Genomic DNA, 21,394 nt, shown 5'->3' with positions numbered 1-21,394 from the left:
GGGAGCACTGCCGGTCAGCCGCGGGCGGAGGCCTCTTCGATGACGGTGTACACGCCGACGAGGTTGACCATGCGGCTCAGCTCGGCCTGGTCGATCGTCACGTGCTGGGTGCGCTCGAGGGCGGCGAGGATCTCGATGGCGCGCAGCGAGTCCGCGTCGTGGTCCTCCTTGAAGAGGCTGACCTCGGTGACCTCGTCCTCGTCGATCTCAAGGATGTCGCAGACGACCTCCTTGATGTCCTGCTTGCGTGCGGCGTCCAGTCCGGTGGTCGCGTTGCTCATGTCGACTCCCTGAGAGATCGGTGAGGATCCGGAGTCGTGCGACTCCGCCCATCCGTTCGGTGAGTCGATGTTGGGCCGGGGCGCTATGCCAGCTCTATACGGATGATTCGCCCAGTTCAGAGGCGTCGGCCGAGGTCTCGCCCAAGGGCTCGGCGGGTTCCTCCGCGGCGCCGTCCGGGGGCGCGGCCCGGTCTTCGTCACCGCCGAGCCAGCCGTACTCGACGGCGCGCATCCCGGCCTGGAAGCGGCTCTTGGCGCCGAGCCGGCCCATCAGCTCCGCGGTGATCCGGCGTCCGGTACGCACCGAGACACCCAGCCGGCGGGCGACCACCTCGTCCGTGAGTCCTTCGCCGAGCAGACGCAGGACGGTCTGTTCCTGACCGGTGAGTTCGTTCTCCTCGACGGGCTGCCGCGGCCGTTTCTCGCCGCTGAGCGGCACGGCCTTGTCCCATACCTGGTCGAAGAGCTCGCAGAGGTTGGCGAGGATCCCGGCGCTGCGGAACACCATGGCGCCGGCCGCGGAGTCGTCCGGGTCGATGGGCACGATCGCCTGCTGCCGGTCGAAGATGAGCATCCGGGAGGGCAGCGAGGCCGTGGTGCGCACGTGGTTTCCCGAACGGAGCAGCCAGCGCGCGTAGTCGACCGACTCGGGGTCGTTGTAGATGCTGTCGAGGTAGATGGTGTGCATCACGACGCCACGGCTCTGCAGAGTGCCGCTCAGCGGCCGGCCCGCGGCGCGGCTGGCGGCCGACTGCCCGCCGCCGGGATGGAACGCCAGGAGCGAGTCGTGGCAGGAATGGCTGAGCTCCTCGATCCGGGACCGGATCTCGTCGATTCCCTCGATGCGCTCGGTCTCGAGGTGGGACGACTCCCGTTGCACCGCGGCATAGTCGTGGACGAGCCGTGAGACCTCGACGCGCGCGTCCGTCATCTGCCGTTGCCGCTCCAGGAAGTCGGCTTCCTGCCTGGCGAGCAGTGCCTGGAGTCCGACGCCCGGCGGGACCGGTTTCAGCGTGCCCGGCTCCTCCCAGGAGGGCCTCACCAGCGACAGCCGTACGCACTCGTCGAGCGCGGAGCGCACCCGCTCGGCCGGCCACTTCAAGGTGTCCACCAGGTCTTCGACCGAGATTCCCGGATGCGCCAGCACGGCCCGGTAAAGCTCTACCGAGTTCTTTCCCAGTCCCAGGAGCTCCAGCATGCGGTCCCCCCGTGTCATGAAGGCCGCCGGCCCCGCGACCTCCCCCCCGGCACAGGGTAGCCCCGGTGTGAAGAAGTTGTTTGTTTGTTTTTCGGCGCACCCGCCGCGGTCAGGCGTCACTCCCGCCGTTCCGGCGGTGGGCCCGTACTCCGGCGGTGGGCCCGTACGATGGGCGCGTGGCCAGGAGCACCCGATCGAGCAGCCGCCCGACAGGGCGGCTCTTCGTGCTGCTGGTGCTGGCCGTCCTGACCGGAGTGCTGGGCATGCACGGCCTGGCACCCGAAGTGACGCCGTCGGCGCAGACGCGCACCGGCCACGAGATGGTGACGGCTTCGGCGGACACCGCTCCGCACGCGGGCGGAGGATGCGCGCACCCGGAGGGCGGATCGGGTCACCTCGACCACGCCGACGCGACGTGCGCCGCTGCCGGGACCGGCTCCGCCTACTCGCCGCCGGCGCTGGCCGGCGACGTACTGGACGCGCCCACCGCGTCCTCGCCCGCCGCGGCGGCCATGGGGTCGCCCCAGGACGGCCGGGCGCCCCCTGACCTCTCCGAGCTGCAACTCCTGCGGATATAGAGCGGCCCGCCCGGCACCCCCACCCGAGAGCGGACCGGAGTCCTCCGGCGACGGGTGCCGTGCTTTCGCACGCCCACATCCGCTTGAACCGCGCGCTGGGAACGGCGCGCGTGAAGGAGTTGCACGACCATGACCCGCAAGCGCTCACTCGTCCGCCGCGGTGCCGCCGTTGCCGCCGCCGGGGCGGCGGCACTCGTCCTGGCCGCCTGTGGCGGCGACGGCGACAGCCCGGCCGGACACGGCGACCACAACGCACCCGCTTCCTCGTCGGCGCCCGCGCCGGCATCGGCGTCCGCGTCGGCGCCCGCGTCGCAGGGGCAGCACAACGCCGCCGACGTCGCCTTCGCGAAGGGGATGATCCCCCACCACCGCCAGGCCGTCGAGATGGCCGGCCTCGCGCCCGACCGTGCGCGGTCGGCCGAGGTGAAGAAGCTCGCCGCGGACATCAAGAAGGCCCAGGACCCGGAGATCAGGACGCTCTCCGGCTGGCTGACCTCCTGGGGCGAGGAAGTGCCCGCCGAGGGCGCCATGGACCACTCCGCGCACGGCACGGGCGGGATGATGACGGCCGGGGAGATGACCGAGCTGGAGGACGCCTCGGGCAAGGCGTTCGACACCGCCTTCCTGGAGATGATGATCAGGCATCACGAGGGCGCGGTCCAGATGGCGAAGACCGAGCAGGCCGACGGCGCCTACGGCCCGGCCACGAAGATGGCCGGAGAGATCATCACCTCGCAGAGCGCGGAGATCGAGCAGATGACCCGGTTGCTCGGCGAGAACTGACCGCAGCACGCCGGAGCGGGGTGGGCGTCGACGGCGCCCGCCCCGCTCCGGCCTGCCCACGGCCACCCCTGGCCACCGCCCCCGCCCGCCGAGCACCGCCCTGCCCACCGGCCACCCCTGGTCACCGCCCCCGTCCGCCGAGCACCGCCCTGCCCGCCGACCCACCCTTCCGGTATACCCCTAGGGGGTATACCCTCGGCCCCATGGACCACAGCACGCACCACTCCGGTACCGCACACGACCACACCGCCCACGAGGGCGGCCACGGCCAGGGCACGACCTGGGCGACGGCGATGAAGGCCACGCTGCACTGCCTCACCGGGTGCGCCATCGGCGAGATCCTCGGCATGGTCATCGGCACCGCCCTGATGTGGGGCAACGTGCAGACGATGGCCCTCGCGATCACCCTGGCCTTCGTCTTCGGCTACTCCTTCACCCTCTGGGCGGTGGTGCGCGCCGGGGTTTCCCTGAAGGCCGCGATCAAGGTCGCGTTGGCCGCCGACACCGTCTCCATAGCGGTGATGGAACTGGTCGACAACGGCATCATCGCGCTGACGCCGGGAGCGATGGACGCGCACCTGTCCGACGGGCTGTTCTGGTACGCGCTGCTCGGTGGCTTCGCCGTGGCGTTCGTGATCACCACGCCCGTCAACAAGTGGATGATCGGCCGCGGCAAGGGCCACGCCGTGGTCCACGCCTACCACTGACCCGCGCGTGCCGCCGCCCGTGCCGGTGTGCCGGGTTCCGGTTCCGGCGCGCCGTGTTCGCCGAGCCAGCGGGCGAGTTTGCCGCGGCGGCCGATGGCGCGCAGGCGGCATTCCGTGACCTCCCTGGTGTGGGGGGTGGTGATGAGCAGGAGTTCGTCGCCGGCGCGCAGCACGGTGTCGCGGTCGGGGACGACGGTGACGCCGTCGCGCACGATCAGGGTGAGGACGGTCGGCGGCGGCAGGCGCAGTTCGAAGACGGCGACGCCGTGCAGGCGGGAGCCCCGCGGAATGGCCACGGTGAGCAGGTCGGCGTCCAGGACGTCGAGGGGGGCGGTCTCGACCTGGATCTCGCGCAGCGCGTCGGAACGGGCCAGACCCAGGAGGCGGGCGGCGGCGGGCAGGGTGGGGCCCTGCACGAGGGTGAAGAGGACGACGAGGACGAAGACGATGTTCAGCACGTCACCGGCACCGGCGACCCCGGCGACGATGGGAAACGTGGCGAGCACGATGGGCACCGCGCCGCGGAGGCCCGCCCACGAGATGAACGCCTGCTCGCGCCAGGGAACGCGGAAGGGCACCAGGCACAGGACCACGGAGACGGGACGGGCCGCCAGCAGCAGGACCAGGCCGACGGTGAGGGCCGGGAGGATCGCGGAGGGCAGTTCGCTGGGGTCGACGAGCAGGCCGAGCATGACGAACAGGCCGATCTGGGCCAGCCAGCCGGCGCCTTCGGCGAAGGAGCGGGTGGCGGCGCGGTGGGGCAGCTTGGCGTTGCCGAGGACCAGGCCGGACAGGTAGGCGGCGATGATGCCGCTGGCGTTCACCGCGCCGGCCGCGGCGAAGGCGACGATGCCGAACCCCACGGTGGCGAGCGGGTACAGGCCGGTCGCGGGGAGCGCGATGTGCCGCAGCGCGGAGGCGCCCAGGCGGCCGATCAGCACGCCGAGGATGCCGCCGACGGCGAGCTGGTAGAGCAGGTTGCCCACGACCGGGGCGGGACCGGGCAGGTCGCCGGCGGTGGTGGTGGAGAAGATCAGGACCAGGATGATGGTGGGGGCGTCGTTGAAGCCGGATTCCGCCTCGACCAGGCCTGTCACCTTCTGCGGCAGCGGCAGTGAGCGCAGTACCGCGAAGACCGCGGCGGCGTCGGTGGAGGAGACGATCGCACCGAGCAGCAGAGCCAGGTGCCACTCCATGCCCAGCAGCCAGTGCGCGCCCGCGGCGGTCACCGCGACGGAGACGGCCACACCCCCGGTGGCGAGCACGCCGGCGGGGGCGAGCAGGCGCCGGACGTCGCTCCACCGGGTGGTCAGGCCGCCGTCGACGAGGATGACGGCCAGGGCGGCGGTACCCAGTGCCTGGGCCAGCTGCGCGTCGTCGAACTCCAGGCCCAGCCCGTCCTCCCCGGCGACGACGCCGACCGCGAGGAACAGCAACAGGCTGGGCAGGCCGACCCGGTGGGCGGCGCGGGCGGCGGCGATGCTGGCCAGCAGCACCGTGCCGCCGATCAGCAGGGTCAGGTACAGCTCGGGCAGGGTCATCGAGCGGGCCCCGACCCGTCCGGGACCGGTCGGCGGATGCCGGGGTCAGGACCGGCGCGGCGGGCACCGGCCACCGCGCGCGGGCCGGTGCGGGTCGAAGAGCTCCCCGGCCATGCCGGCGAGGACAAGGCCGGTGGCGATGAGCAGCCCGTGGGCCAGGACGACCCCGGAGCCGAGCACCACCAGGGCGCCGGCGAGCAGCAGCCAGGCCCGGGGGTACCGGTACTCGCGCGGTGGGCAGGGACGGCCGACGTCGAGGGCGTGGGCGAACCGGGGGTCGTCGCGGTGCAGGCGGGACTCGATCTCACTGAACCGGTCGTCGGATCCGGGCACGGTGTCCTCCTCCCGGCGCGGGGCCCTGGGCAGGCGACGCGGTCGGTCGGGCGGGCCATCTGGTCTCCTTGCGAGGTGGGAACGTCACGATCACACCAGGGTGAAGTGGCGCAGCCGCGCATACGTGGCCGACCCACCCCGGACTCTGTCCGGGAAAGGCTGGATCGGCTACAGCCTCGCTTTCCGCGGGCCGCGGGCACCATCCGGTACGGAACCCAGAAGCGACCGGGTACGACGTGCAGGGGCCGGCCGGCCCACGACCGTCAGTCGGCCCACGACCGTCAGCCGGTGTACGACCGTCAGCCGACCCACGACCGTCAGTCAGCCCACGACCGTCAGTCGGTGTACGACTCGAGCGTGCCGCGGCGCCGTACGTCGAGGGTCGCGCAGTGGAACGAGCCGCCGAACGGCGCGTAGTGCAGCAGGTCGCACGGGATCGGCTCGAAGCCCCAGCTCTCCAGCGCGCGCAGCATGCCCGTGTGGTGCCGTTCCGCGATGACCCGTCTGTCGTCGAGGACGAGGACGTTCATGCTGAGCCACTTGCCGCACATCGAGGTGATCTTGAGCATGCGGTCGTCGATCGGGTCGGGTTCGGGGGCGGTCAGGATGTCCCACGAGCGCAGGACGTCCGGAAGGCGGTCGACGTCGACGTACTCCGGGTTGACCAGTGCCCTGCCGGGCGCCAGCGGGACGAACGTCGTGTCGATGTGCATGGGCGTGCGGCAGCGGCTCTCGATCTCGTGGACGCGGTAGCCGGGGCCGAGGTGGCGGCGCAGCCACTCGATGCCCATGCGGTTGGTGACGTTGCTGCGGGTGACGAAGAGGTCGCGTCCCGCGCGCACGAAGTCCGCCGCGTCGAAGACCGGCTCGAACTCGGTGAGGATGTGGCGCATCGGCTCGCCCGCCGCGGGGACGCGGAAGTCCGGCTCGAAGAGTTCGTCGGTGAGCTGGGGCTTCGGGGCGGACGTCCAGCGCGCGCCGCGCCGGAAGTAGTCCTTGAGGATCGGGCGGTAGGAGTGGGTCTCGAAGTAGCGGCACGGCCAGGCCATCGGGGTCTCGATGATCTCGTCACCGATGACGAGCAGGCAGTCGCGCGGGCAGGTGTTGCAGAAACCGCGTGACGACCAGTCGGGGGTGCTGAAGCGCTGCCGGTGGTCGACCGCGTCCGGACGCGTGACCGTGACGCCGAGGGACTGGAGAAGGGCGACGAACCCGTCGAGTTCCCTCTGCGCCCGCTCGACCAGGACGCGCGGATACCGGAAGCCGGCGGCGAGCCCCTGGAACCGGGCCGCCCAGGGCGGGACGTTGCAGGTCACGACCGGGTGGTCGGAGGGAATCGTCGCGCCTTCCAGCCGGCCGACGACGACCTCCTCCAGTGGGTCCCACTCGTTGTGGGAACTGACCGGCGAAGCGGCGGGTTCCGCCGCCTCCGCGATTCCGGGTTCCTGCGCCACCGCCATGACTGACCGCTCCCGATCGCTGGCTCTCCGTGCCTAAGGGGTGCCCCGAACCGGGTGGATGACACCCTCCCCTCTTCACCGGGCCTTGCCCAAGCTATCGTTTCTCGATAGATTTCCATCGTGGTTCGATTGAAGGAGGGGCGATGGGACAGCTGACAGTGCTCGCGTTGCGAGGCGTGCTGGTGATGCTGCTCGCCGGTTCAGCGTTCATTCAGGGCGTGCTGCTCTGGCTGCTGGTGGCCGAATCGGGTGATCCCGACGCCGCCCTGGCGTCCGTACGCACACCGGTCTTCCTGATCGTCGTCCTGGGTGCCGCGGCGGCCCAGACCGTACTGGTCTGCGTCTGGCGGCTGGTGACGATGGTGCGGCGGGGCACCGTGTTCTCCCTCGGCGCCTTCAGGTACGTCCATGTCGTGATCGGTGCCTTCGTCGCGGCCGCGCTCCTGGTGTTCGCGCTCGCGGTCGTCCTGGCCCCGGGCGAGGCCGTCGCGCCCGGCATCGTCCTCCTCCTGGGCGGGGTCGTCGTCGCGATCCTGGGCGTGGCGCTGGTCGTGCTCGTCCTGCGGATGCTGCTCGCCCAGGCCGTCGCGCGCGACATCGAGGCGGCGCGGATGCGGGCCGAGCTGGCAGAGGTGATCTGATGCCGATCGTCGTCGACATCGACGTGATGCTGGCGAAGCGCAAGATGTCCGTGGGCGACCTCGCGGAGCGCGTCGGGATCACCCCCGCCAACCTGGCGGTGCTCAAGAACGGCCGCGCCAAGGCGGTGCGCTTCACGACGCTCGCCGCGCTCTGCGACGTACTCGAGTGCCAGCCGGGAGACCTGCTGCGCTGGGAGGCCGGGGGCGCGGACGCGGACGGGTGACGCCGGCCGGCGTCGTCCACGGCTGGCTTCCGGGGCCCGTCCTGGCGCAATCTGGGGGAAGATCTGGGTGCCCTGCGCGCCCGCGGGCACCGACCCGGAAGGACCGCCCCGTGATCATCTTCGGCACCAAGGGATACCTCTACCAGCTCGCGATACTGACGCTGGTGTGCGGCCAGTGCGGCAACCCGTCCGCGCACACGCTCAGGAAGCGCGTCACGAAGTTCACGCTGTTCTTCGTGCCGCTGTTCCCGTTCTCCACGAAGTACCTGACGCAGTGCACCTTCTGCGGCGCCGAGCAGCAGGTGACGAAGGAGCAGGCGGAGCAGCTCCAGACCCAGGCCACGAGCGGCCAGGGCGGCCCCGGCGGCCAGGCGTACGGACAGCCGCGGCAGCAGCCCTACCAGCGGCCGTGACGCTCGGCGAAAGGACACGAACGTCTCGACAGCTCGCCCCGGCGGCCGGACCGCTCACCGTGCTCCGGGCCGCTCCCCCACCGCGTTGCCGGTTTCCGGCAGCCTTGACTACCCTCACGTTGCCGGACACCGCGCACCGGGCGTGAACGGCAGGGGAGGCGCGGGGTGACGGACCAGCGGACGGGCCGGCAGACGGATCAGTGGACGGATCAGCAGGCGGATCAGTCCGAGACGTATCTGACCGGATACGCCGAGATCCTGGCCGGGGTGGCCGGTACGGGGCGCAGACTCACGCGCGACGAGCTGGAGGCCCGGCGGCTCCTCGGTGAGCAGGCCGCGGAGGCGGGGCACAGTCTGCGCGGTCTCGTACGACTGCACCTGGACGCCACGCGCGCCTCCTGGCCCGGCGGTACGACGGACTCCGGCCCGGGCGTCACGGACACCGTGCTCGCCGCCGTCACCCAGGCCGTCGACGCCTTCGCCGAGGGATACGAACGCGCCCAGCGCCTCGCCGTACGGCAGGAGGAGGCCGCGCGACGGGAGTTCATCGACGACCTGCTCTACGGGCGCAGCGACCTCGGCCGGCTCGCCGAACGGGCCGAGCGGTTCGGCCTGGTCCTCTCCCACGCCCACGCCGTCGCGGTGGCCGAGGGGCCCGAGGCGTACGACGACACCGCCCCGGTGACCCGGCTCGTGGAGACGGCGCTCATCTCCCGCTTCGGCGACCGCCGCATCCTGATCACCACCAAGAACGGGCAGTTGATCTGCATCGCGCCCGGCGACCAGGACGACGTCCTCGCCTTCTTCGCCAAGCAGGCGTACGCGGCCACGGACGGCAGCCGGGTGGCCATCGGGCGCCCCCAGACCGGCGCGGGCGGCGTGGTGCACAGCTACGAGGAGGCGCTGAGCACCCTCGAACTCGCCGACCGGCTGGAACTCGACGAACCCGTGCTGCGCGCCGCCGACCTGCTCGTCTACCCGGTGCTCACCCGTGACCGGCAGGCCATGGCCGACCTCGTGCTGAGCGTGCTGGGTCCGCTGCGCGGGGCTCGCGGCGGTGCCGAACCGTTGCTGCGGACCCTGGAGGTGTACTTCGACGCCGGCTGCACCGCGGCCGAGGCCGCCCGGCGCCTCAGGCTCAGTGTGCGGGCCCTCACCTACCGGCTGGACCGCATCCACCAGCTGACCGGCGCCAACCCCGCCGACCCGGTGCACCGTTACACCCTGCAGACCGCGGTCATCGGGGCCCGGCTGCTGCGCTGGCCCGCCCAGGAGATCTGAGCGGGCCGGCCCCGGCCGGCAGGGCGGCCGTCAGCCCGTGATCTCCACCTTGCCGTTGCGCTGCGGGTCCGGCTCCTCCGACTGCTCCGCACCGCCCGGCCGGTCCGCCGTCTTCGCGTCCTGCCCGGTGATGTTCTTCAGCAGCGCGGGCAGATCGACGCCCGTCGTGGAGCCCAGCAGTTCCATGCCCTGCGCCACGTTGTCGGCGACGGTGCGCGACAGCCGGCTCGCGCCGTCCGTCGAGATGACCGTCATCTTGTCCACGGCCGCCAGCGGCTCGGCCGCCTTGGCCACCACCTGCGGCAGCACCTCGACCAGCATCTGGAGCACGGCGGCGTCGCCGTACTGCCCGAAGGCGTCGGCCTTCTGCCGCATCGCCTCGGCCTCGGCCGAGCCCTTGGCACCGATCGCGGCGGCCTCCGCCTCGCCCTCCAGCCGTACGGCCTCGGCGATCGCCGCACGCCGGGAACGCTCCGCCTCGCCCTGCTTGAGGCCCTCGATGGCCTGCGCCTCGGCCAGCGCGCCACGCCGCTGCTTCTCGCCCTCACCGGTGAGCCGGGCCCGCTCGGCCTCGGCCTGGGCGGCGGCGATCTCGGCCGACCGCTCGGCCTCCGCCTGCTTCACCCGCGCCACCCGGCGGGCCTCCGACTCCTGCTCGGCCGCGTACCGCTGAGCGTCGGCGGGCTTGCGGACCTCGGTGTCGAGCTGGCGGTCCTTCAGCGCGGCCTGCCGCTCGGCGACCTTCTCCTGCTCGGCGAGGATGTCCTGCTCCCGGGCCGCCTGCGCGAGGGGCCCCGCGGCGTTGGCGCGGGCCGACGCCTGGTCGGTCTCGGCCTTGATCTCGGCCTGCTTCAGGTAGAGGGTCCGCTGTGCGATCGCGATCTCCTCCTCGGCCTTCAGCCGCGCCTGCTCGGCCGCCCGCCGGGCCACCGCCTCGGCGATGTCGGCCTCCTGCGCGGCGCGGGCCGCCTCGGGGCGGCCGAGGTCCTCCAGGTAGGAACCCTCGGTGGTGATGTCCTGGATCTGGAAGGCGTCGAGCACCAGGCCCTGCCCGGACAGGCTGGCCTCGGCCTCCTCGGCGACCTGCCCGGCGAACGCGGCCCGGTCCCGGATGACGTCCTCCACGGACATCCGGCCGACGATGGCGCGCAGCGCGCCGGACAGCACCTCCTGGGTGAAGCCGACGATGCCGTCCTGCTGCATGAGGAACCGCTGCGCGGCGGCCCGGATCGCGTCCTCGGTGCCGCCGACCTTGACGATGGCGACGCCTTCGAGGTTGGCCTTCACACCCCGCAGCGTCACCGCACCGCGCACGGCGACCGGGATGTGCCGCGAGGAGAGGTCGAGCGTGAAGCGCTGCTGCACGAAGGGCACGACGAACACGCCGCCGCCCACCACGACCTTCTGGCCGCTGTTGTCGGTGAACACCCGGCCCGTCTCCGGATCGGTGGAGCTCTTGCCGCGCCGCCCGGTGACGATGAACGCCTCGCTGGGCCCGGCCACCTTGTAGCGGCTGACCACCACCAGCGCGAGCAGCACCAGGAGTACGACGACTCCCAGCACCGCGATGACGACAGGACTCATGGCAACGCCCCCGAATCAGGAGAGGAACAGAGAAGAAGAAGACTCAGCGGTCGACCGGGCGCACCACCACCGACGTCCCCGTCGGCACCGCCTCGACCCAGACCTCGGCGCCCCGCGCCACCGGCCCCGCGCTGCGCGCCGCGCACTTCAGCGGCTGCCCCGCGAGCCGGAGCAGCACCTCGCCGAAGCCGTCCGCGGGGATGGCGGTCACGACCTTGCCGGACGTGCCCAGCAGGTCGTCCGCGCTCGGTGCGACGGCGCTCCGGTCACGCATCAGCGCACGGCTGAAGCGGTACGTCAGCCAGCCGGCCCCGACGCCGGCGACCGCACCGGCCCCGGCGGCGCCCGCGGGACCGGTCATGCCGGTACCGAGGGCGATGGCGCCACCGAAGCCGGTCATCGCCGTGAATCCGGCGATGACCGGCAGCGACAGCCACCCCTCCAGGACGCCGTCCAGCGCTCCCCCGAACGCGCCTTCCAGCAGTCCGTCGAAGACCAACGACAGGGCGAGCAGCACGATCCCCGTGATACCCAGCCCGAGAAACCAGGCCATCGTGCCGTCCCCCTCTCGCCCGTCGCTGAGCTTCGGTGAAACGAATCGTCACACGCGGCGCAGGATTGCGTCACTTCCGTGTTCCGGCAATCTTTACGCGTCTTTGATGCCGTCCTCCGTCTCTCCTCCGCCCCTTCGCACGCACGTGGAACCGCACCCGCGGCCGGTACTGTCCTTACTCAAATGGGCACTCATACGGGGAGCGTTCCGCATCAGGTTCCGCAGGGTGACGCGTACGCGCACATGGTGGTGTGCGGCGACGACGGACTGGCGCACCGGCTGGCGGCCGAACTGCGCGGCGTGTACCGCGAACAGGTCACCCTCGTCGTCCCGCCCTCCGGGCGGCGGGTGCGTCAGCCGGTCGTCGGGCGGGCCCGCGCGGCCTCGGCCGCGCTGCTGGACATGGTCAACGCGGCCGTCAACCGCTCGGGCAACGACGAGCCGAACGGCGCCGGCCGCGAACTGGAGGCCGCCGAGCCGACCGAGGACGTGCTGGCGGAGGCCGGTGTGGACCGGGCGGCCGCGCTGGCCCTCGTGTACGACGACGACGAGACCAACATCCGCGCCGCCCTGACCGCCCGGCGGCTCAACCCCCGGCTGCGCCTGGTCCTGCGCCTGTACAACCGGCGGCTGGGCCGGCACATCGAGGAACTCCTCGACCAGACCGCCACGCTGGCGACCGGCGGCGACCCACGGGACCCGGGGCTCGACGGTGCCGGTACCTCCACGACCGTACTGTCCGACGCCGACACGGCCGCGCCCGCGCTGGCCGCGACGGCCCTCGTCGGCACCAGCAAGGTCGTCGAGACGGACGGGCTGCTGCTGCGCGCGGTGGAACGGCAGCCGCCCCGCCCCGGGGAGGTGGCCGACCCCGGGCTGTGCACCCTGGCGCTGCTCTCCGCGACGAGCAACGACCCGGCCGGCGCCGACGGTTCGGAGGGCAGCGGCGACCAGGGGCCGCAACTGCTGCCCGACGCGGCGGCGGTGGAGGCGGCCACCGGACGCGCCACCGTCGCCCTGGAGCAGGTGTCCTACGCCGGTCCGCCACTGCCCGCCGCACGCGCCGGGGTTCCCCCGTTCGGCGAACTGTTCTCGCGCCGGCTGCGCTGGTCGCTGACGGGGCTGGGGGCCTGCGTGGTCGCGCTCGCGGTGGCGCTGATGGTGGTCACCGGAGACCATCCACTGCACGCCACCTACGTGACGCTGCTCGACCTGTTCGCCATCAACGAGCCCGCGCACAACGACGACTCGGGACGGCAGGTGCTGCAACTGCTGTCCGGCTTCGTCGGGTTGCTGCTGCTTCCGGTGCTGCTGGCCGCCGTGCTCGAAGCCCTCGGGACCTTCCGCAACGCCGCGACGGTACGGAAGCCGCCGCGCGGGCTCGGCGGGCACGTCGTCCTGCTCGGTCTCGGCAAGATCGGCACCCGTGTGCTGACCCGGCTGCGGGAGATGGACATCCCCGTGGTGTGTGTGGAGGCCGATCCCGAGGCGCGCGGCATGGCGACCGCCCGGCGGCTGCGGGTGCCGGTGGTGCTCGGGGACGTCACCCAGGAGGGCGTCCTGGAGGCCGCCAAGATCCACCGCGCGCACTCACTGCTCGCCCTGACCAGCGTGGACACCACCAACCTGGAGGCCGCGCTCTACGCCCGCTCCGTACGGTCCCGCCTGCGGGTGGTGCTGCGCCTGTACGACGACGACTTCGCGACCGCCGTGTACCGCACCCTGCGCGCCGCGCACCCGGGCTCGCTCACCCGGAGCCGCAGTGTGACCCACCTGTCCGCGCCCGCGTTCGCCGGGGCGATGATGGGCCGCCAGATCCTGGGGGCCATCCCCGTCGAACGGCGGGTGCTGCTGTTCGCGGCGGTGAGGGTGGCCGGGCACCCGCAGCTGGAGGGGAAGACGGTCGGCGAGGCGTTCCGGGCGGGGGCGTGGCGGGTGCTGGCCCTGGAGGCCACCGATGGGGAGGCCTCCGACGGGCAGCGCCCCGCCGACGCCGGTGCCGACGGTGCGGCGGCTCGGGAGTCCAGGTTGGTGTGGGAGCTGCCCGACACGTATGTCCTGCGGAGCGAGGACCGGGTGGTGCTGGCGGCCACGCGGCGGGGGTTGGCCGAGCTGCTGGGTCGGCGGACGCGGCAGGGGACGGGGCGGTAGCGGCCGCCCCGCCCCCTGGCAACCCCGCCAGGGGGCTCCGCCTCCTGGGCCCCCGGCCTGTGCCCGCCCACCACCGGCTCGGCCGGCCAAGAAGGCACCACAGAGGCCGCCACAGCAGCCACCCCACCGACGCGGGCCGCCGCCCCGCTAGTCGCCCGGCAAGTACCTTTCCGCGAAGTCCAGTTCCAGCCGGACCTGCTTGATCCGTTCGTCCACCACCAGTGACCCGTGCCCCGCGTCGTAGCGGTAGACCTCGTGGGCCGCGCCCCTGGCCTCCAGGCGCTCGACGTAGTTCTCGACCTGGCGGATCGGGCAGCGCGGGTCGTTGACACCGGCGGAGATGTAGACCGGGGCCTTGACCTGGTCGACGTAGGTCAGCGGCGAGGACGCCTCGTAGCGGTCGGGGACCTCTTCGGGGGTGCCGCCGAGGAGGGTGCGGTCGAGGGCCTTCAGTCCCTCCATCTCGTCGTGGTACGCGGTGACGTAGTCGGCGACCGGCACGGCGGCGATGCCCAGCGTCCACGCCTCCGGCCGGGTGCCGATGCCGAGGAGGGTGAGGTAACCGCCCCAGGAGCCGCCGGTGAGGATCAGCCGCTCGGGGTCCGCGAGGCCGGAGGTGACCGCCCACTCGCGGACCGCCTCGATGTCCTCCAGCTCGATGAGACCGACCCGGTGCTTGAGGGCGTCGGTCCAGGCCCGGCCGTACCCGGTGGAGCCGCGGTAGTTGACGCGGACCACCGCGTACCCGTGGTCGACCCAGGCGGCGGGGCCGGCGGCGAAGGCGTCGCTGTCGTGCCAGGTCGGACCGCCGTGGATGTCGAAGACCGTCGGCAGCGGTCCGGTCGTGCCGGCCGGCCTCTGGACCAGGGCGTGGATGCGGCCGCCCGGACCGTCCACCCACACGTCCTCCACCGGAACCGAGCCGGGCGACTTCATGCCGGGCGGGTCCAGCACGACCCGGCCCGTGGTGGAGCGCACCGCCGACGGCTCGGCGGCCGAGGACCACAGGTACTCCACGCTGCCGTCCGGGCGGGCCGTCGCCCCGGAGACCGTGCCGGCCGGGGTCTCGATCTCGACCAGCTCGCGCTCGGCGAAGTCGTACCGGAACAGCTCGCTGCGGGCCTCGAAGCCGTGCACGATCAGCAGGCCGCCGCCGTCCGGGTACCACTCGGCGCTGACGTCGCCGGGCAGCTCCAGGGCGAGGTCGGTCTGCTCGCCCGTCGCCACGTCCCACACCAGGGGCTCCCAGCGGCCCCGGCGCTGGTGGCCGATGAGCAGGCGGGTGTCGCCGTCGACCGGCGCGAAGCCGAGCACCTCCAGGCCCAGCTCCTCCTCGCCGCCCTCGGTGTCGTCCAGCTCGGCGACCGTCGTGCCGTCGGGGCGCAGGACGCGCAGCGCCGAGTGCATGGCGTCGCCGTGCTCGGTGTGCTCGATGGCGATCAGCGTGCCGTCGTGGGAGAGGTCGCCGACGCCCGCGGACTCGCGGTGCCGGTAGATCTCCGCCGGGGGCCCGCCCGCGTACGCGAGGTGGATCGTCGTGCCGTCCTCGTCGGTCGAGCGGCCGATCACCGCCGTGCGCCCGTCCCGGCCGAGGGCGAGGCCCGCCGGGTAGGAGGGGTCGAGTCCCGGCACCGCGAGTTCGTCCTCGCCGCCCTGGAAGGGCTGGCGGCGCCAGACGCCGAACTCGTCGCCGTCCTTGTCGTCGAACCACCAGATCCAGTCACCGTCCGGTGAGAGCACGCCGTCCGTCGTGCCGTTGGGCCGGTCGGTGACCTGGCGCTGCTCGCCGGTCGACCGGTCCCAGGCATACAGCTCGTACGTCCCCGTCGCGTTCGACACGAACAGGGAGCGGTCCGGTGCGTCCTCGGCCCAGTCGGGCAGCGACACCCGCGGGGCCCGGAACCGCTTCTCCCAGTCGGGCATCTCCGCGCCCCGCGACCCGTCCCCCGCGCTGTCCTGTCCCCGCCGCTGGTCCGGTGACACGGACCCGTTGCTCTCAGTCATGGCCCCATACTGCCCCGTCCCGGGGACATCGCGCGGACCGGATCCCCAGCCTGTGGACAACTCCGCCCGACCCGGCATCGTCCGATGCTTTTCCACAGCCCCGAGGACGGATCGCGGGGGCGCGCACCGTACCGTGGAGGGCGTGTACCGGTTTCTGCTGACGCCCCGATGGTGGGGGATCAACGTCTTCGTCGTCCTGGCCATCCCCTTCTGCGTTTTCATGGGTTCCTGGCAGCTCGGCCGGTTCGAGGACCGGGTGCAGGACCACGAGACCGCGACCACCCGGGACGAGTCGGCCCGCGGGAAGGCGGCCCGCCCGCTGGCGGAGCTGCTGCCCGTGGACAAGGCGACGGTCGGCGACCAGACCGCCGTGCGCGGCCGGTACGACGACCAGCTGCTCGTCCCGGAGCGGGAGCTGGACGGCCGGGAGGGCTACTACGTCCTCACCCTGCTGCGCACCGACGCCGGCAAGGCGCTGCCCGTCGTACGCGGCTGGCTGCCCGGTGAGCCCGACCCGGCGAAGGCCCCGGCCCCGCCCGCCGGCGAGGTCACCGTCACCGGAGCCCTCCAGGCCGCCGAGTCGGTCGGCGCCAACGGCGTCAGCGGCCGCACCGGGTGGCCGGACGGGCAGACCGGCGCGATCAGCGCGGCGACCCTGCTGAACCTCGTGCCGTACGACGTGTACGACGCGTGGGTCACCCTCAACGAGGGCGACTCAGGGATGCGCGCCGTGCCCGTGAGCGCGCCGCAGAACACCGGGCTGGACCTCAAGGCGTTCCAGAACCTCGGCTACACCGCCGAGTGGTTCGCCTTCGTGGGCTTCGTGATCTTCATGTGGTTCCGGCTGCTGCGCCGCGAGGTCGAACTCGCCCGGGACGCGGAGCTGGGCCTGGCCCCGGAGGACGAGCCGGAGCGGGAGCCGCACCCCACCCCCTCCGGCGTCTGACGCCGGACGGCCCGCAGAGCGCGGGCGGCACCCGCCGGCGGGGTCACATCCCCGTGCCCGCAAGCACACCCGTCCAGTACACCGTCCCCGCGCACGCGTTGGACACGGTGGCCGTCGCCGACCCGGCGCCGCCCTCCGGGGTGTACGTCACCGACACGCTCCCGCCGGCCGGGCCGTCCTCGGTGACCAGCTGGGGCGTGGTGCCGGTGCCGGTGTCGCCGCCGCCGCTCGTGGAGGTGCCGCCCGCGCCGGTCGGTTCCTCGGTGGGCGAGGGATCGGGCGAGGGGCCGCCGGTGCCGCCCCCCGTGGTGCCGCCGGTGGTGGGACAGGTCTCCGAGGGCACCCAGGCGAACCGCACCTCGTACGCGGAGCTGGGCGCCAGCGTCAGCGAGGCGGTCTCCAGGGACGGGTCGGGCAGTCCGGCCGCCGCGTCCCCGGCCGCGTGCCGCGCCGTGCCGATCTTCGCGGCGTCCGCAGCGCCCTGCGGGGTGACGACCACGCTGCCGGGGCCGACGACGGTGCAGCCGGCCGAGGAGACGTTGGTGACGCTGAAGGAACCGTAGACCGCGCCCGTGGAATCGGGGGCGGCGCTGCTCGCGACGGCCGGTCCGAGCTGCTCGGCCGTGCACACGGGGATGCCGGCGGAGGTACTGGCGGAGGGGTCGGCGCCCGGGGCCGAGCCCGTCGCGGCGCCGCTCTCCTCGTCCTTGTCGGGCGTCTCCTTCGGGCCGGCCTTGTCCTTGCCCTCGTCCGTGCCCGCGGATCCGACGATGCCGCTCTGGCCGCCTGCCGGGTCCTTGCCCTGGGAGGCACCGCCCTGGGTCTGCGAGGCGTGGCCCGCTACGGACGGGTCGGCCCCCGGTCCGGTGGCACCCGAGACGTGCATCAGGGCCGGGACCGCCGTACCGAGGAAGAGCGCGGCGGCCGCCACGCCGACCGCGGCCTGGCGCTTGCGGGCCCGCCGGGCGGGCACCGCGCGGCGCAGGTGGTCCAGGGTGCCGTCGCTCGGCTCCACGTCCTGGACGGCGTGGTGCAGCATCCTGCGCAGGGCCAGCTCGTCGGAGTCGAGCCCGTCGGGTCCCTGAGCGCGGGTCCCCTGAGTGTCGGGGCCCTGTTCGGCTGGGCCGTGGTTCACAGTTCCGTTCCCAGTGTGCGTGTGCTTCGGCTGCTCTTGCCCGATCAGCCCGGCCGGTCCGGTCGGCTCGGTCGGCGCGTCCCCCTCCCGGGGGCCGTGCTCGTCGCGGGCGTCGCGCCCCGCGTCGTCGCCGTCGCTCATGCCGGTGCCTCCATGGCCACCCTGAGCGCCGCGATGCCGCGCGATCCGTACGCCTTGACCGAGCCGAGGGATATGCCGAGCGTCTCGGCGACCTGCGCCTCGGTCATGTCGGCGAAGTAGCGCAGGACCAGGACCTCGCGCTGGCGGCGCTGGAGTCCCTTCATCGCCTTGATCAGGGAGTCGCGCTCCAGCTGGTCGTAGGCGCCCTCCTCCGCGCTCGCCATGTCCGGCATCGGCTTGGAGAGCAGCTTGAGGCCGAGGATGCGGCGGCGCAGCGCCGAACGCGAGAGATTGACGACGGTCTGGCGCAGGTACGCCAGGGTCTTCTCCGGGTCACGGACGCGTTTGCGCGCCGAGTGGACCCGGATGAAGGCCTCCTGGACGACGTCCTCGCAGGAGGCGGTGTCGTCGAGGAGGAGGGCGGCGAGACCGAGCAGTGACCGGTAGTGCGCCCGGTACGTCTCGGTGAGGTGGTCGACGGTGGTACCCGCCGCCGCCGCGTCCTCTTCCGCGCCGTCGCGCTGGTTCGATATGCGGGCCGGCCGCGCTGCGGGCATGGGCGCGATCACCGGCATGCCACCGGCCGGACCGGCCGCACGGGGACGGACGGACCGGCTGGGCGGGCGCAGAGCCGCGCCGCGCGTTCCTGCGGTGAATTCGAGAACCTCTGCCACGCCAGTTGGACACGCTCACCCCCTCGAGGGTTGTACGTGCCGGGCGTCACGTTCCCGTGCCTGTCGGGCAGCCACCCGTCCGACGGTGCGTCATAGGCCCTCATCGTCCCGCTCTTCCCCTATGTCCCATGTGCACGAGCGTCCCCACGCCCGTCCTCGGCGTCCCCACGCCGACTCACGCGTCCCCGCGCCCTGAATGGGTGACCGCAAAGACGCTCCCCGCCCTCCGCTCGGTTGCGGAGGGCGGGGAGCAAATCCTCTGATGCCACAGGTGTCGGATACAAGTAGTCCGGACCAACTTCCGGATCACACCTCGCCCATGGATCCTCCGGACAAACCCCCCAACGACCAGGACTTCTGTCCCCCCTGATGCCTGTTCAGGCGAACTCGGCCGCCACCAGCTCCGCGATCTGCGCGGTGTTCAGGGCGGCCCCCTTGCGCAGGTTGTCCCCGCAGACGAAGAGTTCGAGCGCCGTCGGGTCGTCCAGGGCCCGCCGCACCCGGCCGACCCAGGCCGGGTCGGTGCCGACCACGTCGGCGGGGGTGGGGAACTCCCCCGCGGCCGGGTTGTCGAAGAGGACGACGCCGGGCGCGGTGGCCAGGATCTCCCGGGCCCTGTCGACGGTGACCTCGCCCTCGAAACGGGCGTGCACGGTCAGCGAGTGCGTGGTGACCACGGGAACCCGGACGCACGTCACCGCCACCGGAAGCCGCGGCAGCCCGAGGATCTTGCGGGACTCGTCCCGCACCTTCATCTCCTCCGACGACCAGCCGTCGTCCTTCAGCGACCCGGCCCACGGTACGACGTTCAGCGCGACCGGCTCCGGGAACGGCCCGGTGTCGTCGCCGACCGCCCGCCGCACGTCACCGGGGTGTGTCCCCAACTCGGTCCCGGCCACCAGGGACAACTGCCGGCGCAGCGTCTCCACGCCGTCCCGCCCGGCCGCGCTCACCGCCTGGTACGAGGAGACGACCAGCTCGCGCAGCCCGAACTCGGCGTGCAGCGCGCCCAGCGCCACGATCATGGACAGCGTCGTGCAGTTGGGGTTGGCGACGATCCCGCGCGGCCGCATCCGCACCGCGTGCGGATTGACCTCGGGCACGACGAGCGGCACGTCCGGGTCCATCCGGAACGCGCCGGAGTTGTCGACCACCACCACGCCCTTGGCGGCGGCGACCGGCGCCCACTGGGCGGAGACCTCGTCGGGTACGTCGAACATGGCGACGTCGACCCCGTCGAAGGCCTCTTCGCTCAGCGCGACGACCTCGACCTCCTCGCCCCGCACGGCCAGCTTGCGGCCGGCCGAGCGCGGCGAGGCGATCAGGCGGATGTCGCCCCAGATGTCCGCGTGCTGGGACAGGATCTGGAGCATGACCGCACCGACGGCGCCGGTCGCTCCGACGACGGCCAGGGTCGGCCGCCCGGTGCGCCCGGCACCCGCGATGTCGACCATCAGCGCCCGGTGCCCCCGTAGACGACGGCCTCGTCGCTGTCGGAGTCCAGCCCGAAGGCGGTGTGCACGGCGCGGACGGCCTCGTTCACGTCGTCCTTGCGGGTGACGACCGAGATACGGATCTCGGAGGTCGAGATCAGCTCGATGTTCACCCCGGCGTCGGACAGCGCGGTGAAGAAGTCGGCGGTGACGCCCGGGTTGCTCTTCATCCCCGCGCCGACCAGCGAGATCTTGCCGATCTGGTCGTCGTAGCGCAGCGAGTCGAAGCCGATGCCGGCCCGGCTCTTCTCCAGCGCGTCGATGGCCTTGCGGCCCTCGGTCTTCGGCAGGGTGAAGGAGATGTCCGTCAGGCCCGTGGAGGCGGCGGACACGTTCTGCACGACCATGTCGATGTTGACCTGGGCGTCGGCGATCGCGCGGAAGATCGCGGCCGCCTCGCCCGGCTTGTCCGGCACACCGACGACCGTGACCTTGGCCTCCGAGGTGTCGTGCGCGACACCGGAGATGAGGGCCTGCTCCACCTGCTTTTCCCCTTGCTGCTGTGTCGATCCAATGCGCGGCTCGCTGCTGACCCACGTGCCCTGCAGTCCGCTGAAGCTGGACCGGACGTGGATCGGGATGTTGTACCGGCGGGCGTACTCCACACAGCGGTGGAGGAGCACCTTGGAACCGGAGGCCGCGAGCTCCAGCATGTCCTCGAAGGAGATCCAGTCGATCTTCTTCGCCTTCTTCACCACGCGCGGGTCGGCGGTGAACACGCCGTCCACGTCGGTGTAGATCTCACACACGTCCGCGTCGAGCGCGGCGGCGAGGGCGACGGCCGTGGTGTCGGACCCGCCGCGCCCCAGCGTGGTGATGTCCTTGCTGTCCTGGCTGACGCCCTGGAAGCCGGCCACGATGGCGACGTTGCCCTCGTCCACCGAGGTCTTGATACGACCCGGCGTGACGTCGATGATCCGGGCCTTGTTGTGGACCGAGTCGGTGATGACTCCGGCCTGGCTGCCGGTGAACGACTGGGCCTCGTGACCCAGGTTTTTGATCGCCATGGCCAGCAGCGCCATGGAGATACGCTCTCCGGCGGTCAGCAGCATGTCGAGTTCGCGCCCGGCAGGGATCGGGGATACCTGCTCGGCGAGATCGATCAGCTCGTCCGTCGTGTCGCCCATCGCGGAAACGACGGCGACCACCTGGTTGCCGTTCTTCTTCGCTTCCACGATCCGCTTGGCGACGCGCTTGATGCCTTCGGCATCGGCTACGGAGGAGCCTCCGTACTTCTGCACGACAAGGCCCACGTGCGCTCCTCGCTCAATCC

21 protein-coding genes are annotated in these 21,394 nt (G+C 72.5%); 9 read left to right on the top strand and 12 right to left on the bottom strand.

Annotation, left to right across the window (positions count from 1 at the left end; translation table 11 throughout):
- Positions 1–14 precede the first annotated feature (14 nt).
- A complete protein-coding gene (locus tag ACIQ6R_RS22340; protein ID WP_404173564.1) occupies positions 15–281 on the bottom strand; it encodes an acyl carrier protein in 267 nt (88 codons plus the stop codon).
- 94 nt (positions 282–375) lie between these two features.
- Positions 376–1,479: a LuxR C-terminal-related transcriptional regulator gene (locus tag ACIQ6R_RS22335; protein ID WP_404222979.1), complete on the bottom strand. Its 1,104-nt coding sequence runs from the start codon at positions 1,477–1,479 to the stop codon at positions 376–378.
- Between the two features lie 176 nt (positions 1,480–1,655).
- Between ACIQ6R_RS22335 and ACIQ6R_RS22330 the strand changes: the two genes are divergently transcribed.
- The 3 genes from ACIQ6R_RS22330 to ACIQ6R_RS22320 all read left to right on the top strand — a co-directional run bounded on the left by ACIQ6R_RS22330 (position 1,656) and on the right by ACIQ6R_RS22320 (position 3,547).
- Positions 1,656–2,057 (top strand): DUF6153 family protein, encoded by a 402-nt coding sequence (locus ACIQ6R_RS22330; protein WP_404222978.1) that lies wholly within the window; start codon positions 1,656–1,658, stop codon positions 2,055–2,057.
- A gap of 129 nt (positions 2,058–2,186) precedes the next feature.
- Positions 2,187–2,840, top strand: a complete 654-nt coding sequence (locus ACIQ6R_RS22325; RefSeq protein WP_404222977.1) for a DUF305 domain-containing protein — start codon at positions 2,187–2,189, stop codon at positions 2,838–2,840.
- Positions 2,841–3,043: 203 nt separating this feature from the next.
- Entirely contained in the window at positions 3,044–3,547 is a 504-nt protein-coding gene (locus ACIQ6R_RS22320; protein WP_404222976.1) for a DUF4396 domain-containing protein, read from the top strand.
- Here ACIQ6R_RS22320 and ACIQ6R_RS22315 read toward each other — a convergent pair.
- The 3 genes from ACIQ6R_RS22315 to ACIQ6R_RS22305 form a co-directional block, all read right to left on the bottom strand.
- A complete protein-coding gene (locus ACIQ6R_RS22315) occupies positions 3,538–5,088 on the bottom strand; it encodes a potassium/proton antiporter (protein ID WP_404222975.1) in 1,551 nt (516 codons plus the stop codon). The two genes, ACIQ6R_RS22320 and ACIQ6R_RS22315, sit on opposite strands and share 10 nt — an antisense overlap.
- Before the next feature lie 45 nt (positions 5,089–5,133).
- A complete protein-coding gene (locus tag ACIQ6R_RS22310; protein WP_404222974.1) occupies positions 5,134–5,421 on the bottom strand; it encodes a DUF3040 domain-containing protein in 288 nt (95 codons plus the stop codon).
- Between the two features lie 335 nt (positions 5,422–5,756).
- The gene (locus ACIQ6R_RS22305) at positions 5,757–6,881 is read right to left on the bottom strand and encodes an amidinotransferase (RefSeq protein WP_404222973.1); all 1,125 of its coding nucleotides are present in this window, start codon (positions 6,879–6,881) and stop codon (positions 5,757–5,759) included.
- Positions 6,882–7,024: 143 nt separating this feature from the next.
- On the opposite strand from ACIQ6R_RS22305, the gene ACIQ6R_RS22300 reads away from it, so the two are divergent.
- From ACIQ6R_RS22300 to ACIQ6R_RS22285, 4 genes are all read left to right on the top strand, one after another.
- Positions 7,025–7,522 carry a DUF2975 domain-containing protein gene (locus ACIQ6R_RS22300; protein WP_404173540.1) on the top strand — a complete coding sequence of 166 codons (498 nt, stop codon included), beginning with the start codon at positions 7,025–7,027 and terminating at the stop codon, positions 7,520–7,522.
- Positions 7,522–7,746, top strand: coding sequence for a helix-turn-helix domain-containing protein (locus ACIQ6R_RS22295; RefSeq protein WP_376675265.1), 225 nt, complete (start codon positions 7,522–7,524; stop codon positions 7,744–7,746). Before ACIQ6R_RS22300 ends, ACIQ6R_RS22295 begins: the two co-directional genes overlap by 1 nt.
- Before the next feature lie 110 nt (positions 7,747–7,856).
- Positions 7,857–8,159: a zinc-ribbon domain-containing protein gene (locus ACIQ6R_RS22290; RefSeq protein ID WP_404173537.1), complete on the top strand. Its 303-nt coding sequence runs from the start codon at positions 7,857–7,859 to the stop codon at positions 8,157–8,159.
- A 237-nt stretch (positions 8,160–8,396) separates the two neighbouring features.
- Positions 8,397–9,440 (top strand): PucR family transcriptional regulator, encoded by a 1,044-nt coding sequence (locus ACIQ6R_RS22285; protein WP_404223031.1) that lies wholly within the window; start codon positions 8,397–8,399, stop codon positions 9,438–9,440.
- Positions 9,441–9,470: 30 nt separating this feature from the next.
- Here the strand turns inward: ACIQ6R_RS22285 and ACIQ6R_RS22280 are convergent, their stop codons facing one another.
- Together ACIQ6R_RS22280 and ACIQ6R_RS22275 are read right to left on the bottom strand one after the other, a co-directional pair.
- Entirely contained in the window at positions 9,471–11,024 is a 1,554-nt protein-coding gene (locus ACIQ6R_RS22280; protein ID WP_404173534.1) for a flotillin family protein, read from the bottom strand.
- A 43-nt stretch (positions 11,025–11,067) separates the two neighbouring features.
- Positions 11,068–11,577 (bottom strand): hypothetical protein, encoded by a 510-nt coding sequence (locus ACIQ6R_RS22275; protein WP_404173531.1) that lies wholly within the window; start codon positions 11,575–11,577, stop codon positions 11,068–11,070.
- Positions 11,578–11,820: 243 nt separating this feature from the next.
- Between ACIQ6R_RS22275 and ACIQ6R_RS22270 the strand changes: the two genes are divergently transcribed.
- A complete protein-coding gene (locus tag ACIQ6R_RS22270; RefSeq protein WP_404223030.1) occupies positions 11,821–13,728 on the top strand; it encodes an NAD-binding protein in 1,908 nt (635 codons plus the stop codon).
- A gap of 147 nt (positions 13,729–13,875) precedes the next feature.
- On the opposite strand, the gene ACIQ6R_RS22265 is transcribed toward ACIQ6R_RS22270, so the two are convergent.
- Positions 13,876–15,732 (bottom strand): S9 family peptidase, encoded by a 1,857-nt coding sequence (locus ACIQ6R_RS22265; protein ID WP_404173528.1) that lies wholly within the window; start codon positions 15,730–15,732, stop codon positions 13,876–13,878.
- 133 nt (positions 15,733–15,865) lie between these two features.
- On the opposite strand from ACIQ6R_RS22265, the gene ACIQ6R_RS22260 reads away from it, so the two are divergent.
- A complete protein-coding gene (locus tag ACIQ6R_RS22260) occupies positions 15,866–16,678 on the top strand; it encodes an SURF1 family protein (protein WP_404222972.1) in 813 nt (270 codons plus the stop codon).
- A 43-nt stretch (positions 16,679–16,721) separates the two neighbouring features.
- Here the strand turns inward: ACIQ6R_RS22260 and ACIQ6R_RS22255 are convergent, their stop codons facing one another.
- The 4 genes from ACIQ6R_RS22255 to ACIQ6R_RS22240 all read right to left on the bottom strand — a co-directional run bounded on the left by ACIQ6R_RS22255 (position 16,722) and on the right by ACIQ6R_RS22240 (position 21,374).
- Positions 16,722–17,954 (bottom strand): hypothetical protein, encoded by a 1,233-nt coding sequence (locus ACIQ6R_RS22255; RefSeq protein WP_404222971.1) that lies wholly within the window; start codon positions 17,952–17,954, stop codon positions 16,722–16,724.
- Positions 17,951–18,529 (bottom strand): SigE family RNA polymerase sigma factor, encoded by a 579-nt coding sequence (locus ACIQ6R_RS22250; RefSeq protein ID WP_404222969.1) that lies wholly within the window; start codon positions 18,527–18,529, stop codon positions 17,951–17,953. Before ACIQ6R_RS22250 ends, ACIQ6R_RS22255 begins: the two co-directional genes overlap by 4 nt.
- Before the next feature lie 476 nt (positions 18,530–19,005).
- On the bottom strand, positions 19,006–20,082 hold the full coding sequence (locus ACIQ6R_RS22245; protein ID WP_404173519.1) for an aspartate-semialdehyde dehydrogenase: 1,077 nt from the start codon (positions 20,080–20,082) through the stop codon (positions 19,006–19,008).
- Entirely contained in the window at positions 20,082–21,374 is a 1,293-nt protein-coding gene (locus tag ACIQ6R_RS22240; protein WP_404222968.1) for an aspartate kinase, read from the bottom strand. Before ACIQ6R_RS22240 ends, ACIQ6R_RS22245 begins: the two co-directional genes overlap by 1 nt.
- Between the last annotated feature and the right edge of the window lie 20 nt (positions 21,375–21,394).

It is taken from the genome of Streptomyces sp. NPDC096048 (assembly GCF_044763415.1).
Taxonomy (GTDB): Bacteria; Actinomycetota; Actinomycetes; order Streptomycetales; family Streptomycetaceae; genus Streptomyces.
This window is presented reverse-complemented; position numbering and strand designations above follow the sequence as displayed.

Coding starts and splice junctions, on each gene's coding strand:
- ACIQ6R_RS22340 (WP_404173564.1), bottom strand. CDS start 281: ATGAGCAACGCGACCACCGGACTGGACGCCGCACGCAAGCAGGACATC.
- ACIQ6R_RS22335 (WP_404222979.1), bottom strand. CDS start 1,479: ATGCTGGAGCTCCTGGGACTGGGAAAGAACTCGGTAGAGCTTTACCGG.
- ACIQ6R_RS22325 (WP_404222977.1), top strand. CDS start 2,187: ATGACCCGCAAGCGCTCACTCGTCCGCCGCGGTGCCGCCGTTGCCGCC.
- ACIQ6R_RS22320 (WP_404222976.1), top strand. CDS start 3,044: ATGGACCACAGCACGCACCACTCCGGTACCGCACACGACCACACCGCC.
- ACIQ6R_RS22315 (WP_404222975.1), bottom strand. CDS start 5,088: ATGACCCTGCCCGAGCTGTACCTGACCCTGCTGATCGGCGGCACGGTG.
- ACIQ6R_RS22305 (WP_404222973.1), bottom strand. CDS start 6,881: ATGGCGGTGGCGCAGGAACCCGGAATCGCGGAGGCGGCGGAACCCGCC.
- ACIQ6R_RS22300 (WP_404173540.1), top strand. CDS start 7,025: ATGGGACAGCTGACAGTGCTCGCGTTGCGAGGCGTGCTGGTGATGCTG.
- ACIQ6R_RS22295 (WP_376675265.1), top strand. CDS start 7,522: ATGCCGATCGTCGTCGACATCGACGTGATGCTGGCGAAGCGCAAGATG.
- ACIQ6R_RS22280 (WP_404173534.1), bottom strand. CDS start 11,024: ATGAGTCCTGTCGTCATCGCGGTGCTGGGAGTCGTCGTACTCCTGGTG.
- ACIQ6R_RS22275 (WP_404173531.1), bottom strand. CDS start 11,577: ATGGCCTGGTTTCTCGGGCTGGGTATCACGGGGATCGTGCTGCTCGCC.
- ACIQ6R_RS22270 (WP_404223030.1), top strand. CDS start 11,821: ATGGTGGTGTGCGGCGACGACGGACTGGCGCACCGGCTGGCGGCCGAA.
- ACIQ6R_RS22265 (WP_404173528.1), bottom strand. CDS start 15,732: ATGACTGAGAGCAACGGGTCCGTGTCACCGGACCAGCGGCGGGGACAG.
- ACIQ6R_RS22255 (WP_404222971.1), bottom strand. CDS start 17,954: ATGAGCGACGGCGACGACGCGGGGCGCGACGCCCGCGACGAGCACGGC.
- ACIQ6R_RS22250 (WP_404222969.1), bottom strand. CDS start 18,529: ATGCCGGTGATCGCGCCCATGCCCGCAGCGCGGCCGGCCCGCATATCG.
- ACIQ6R_RS22245 (WP_404173519.1), bottom strand. CDS start 20,082: ATGGTCGACATCGCGGGTGCCGGGCGCACCGGGCGGCCGACCCTGGCC.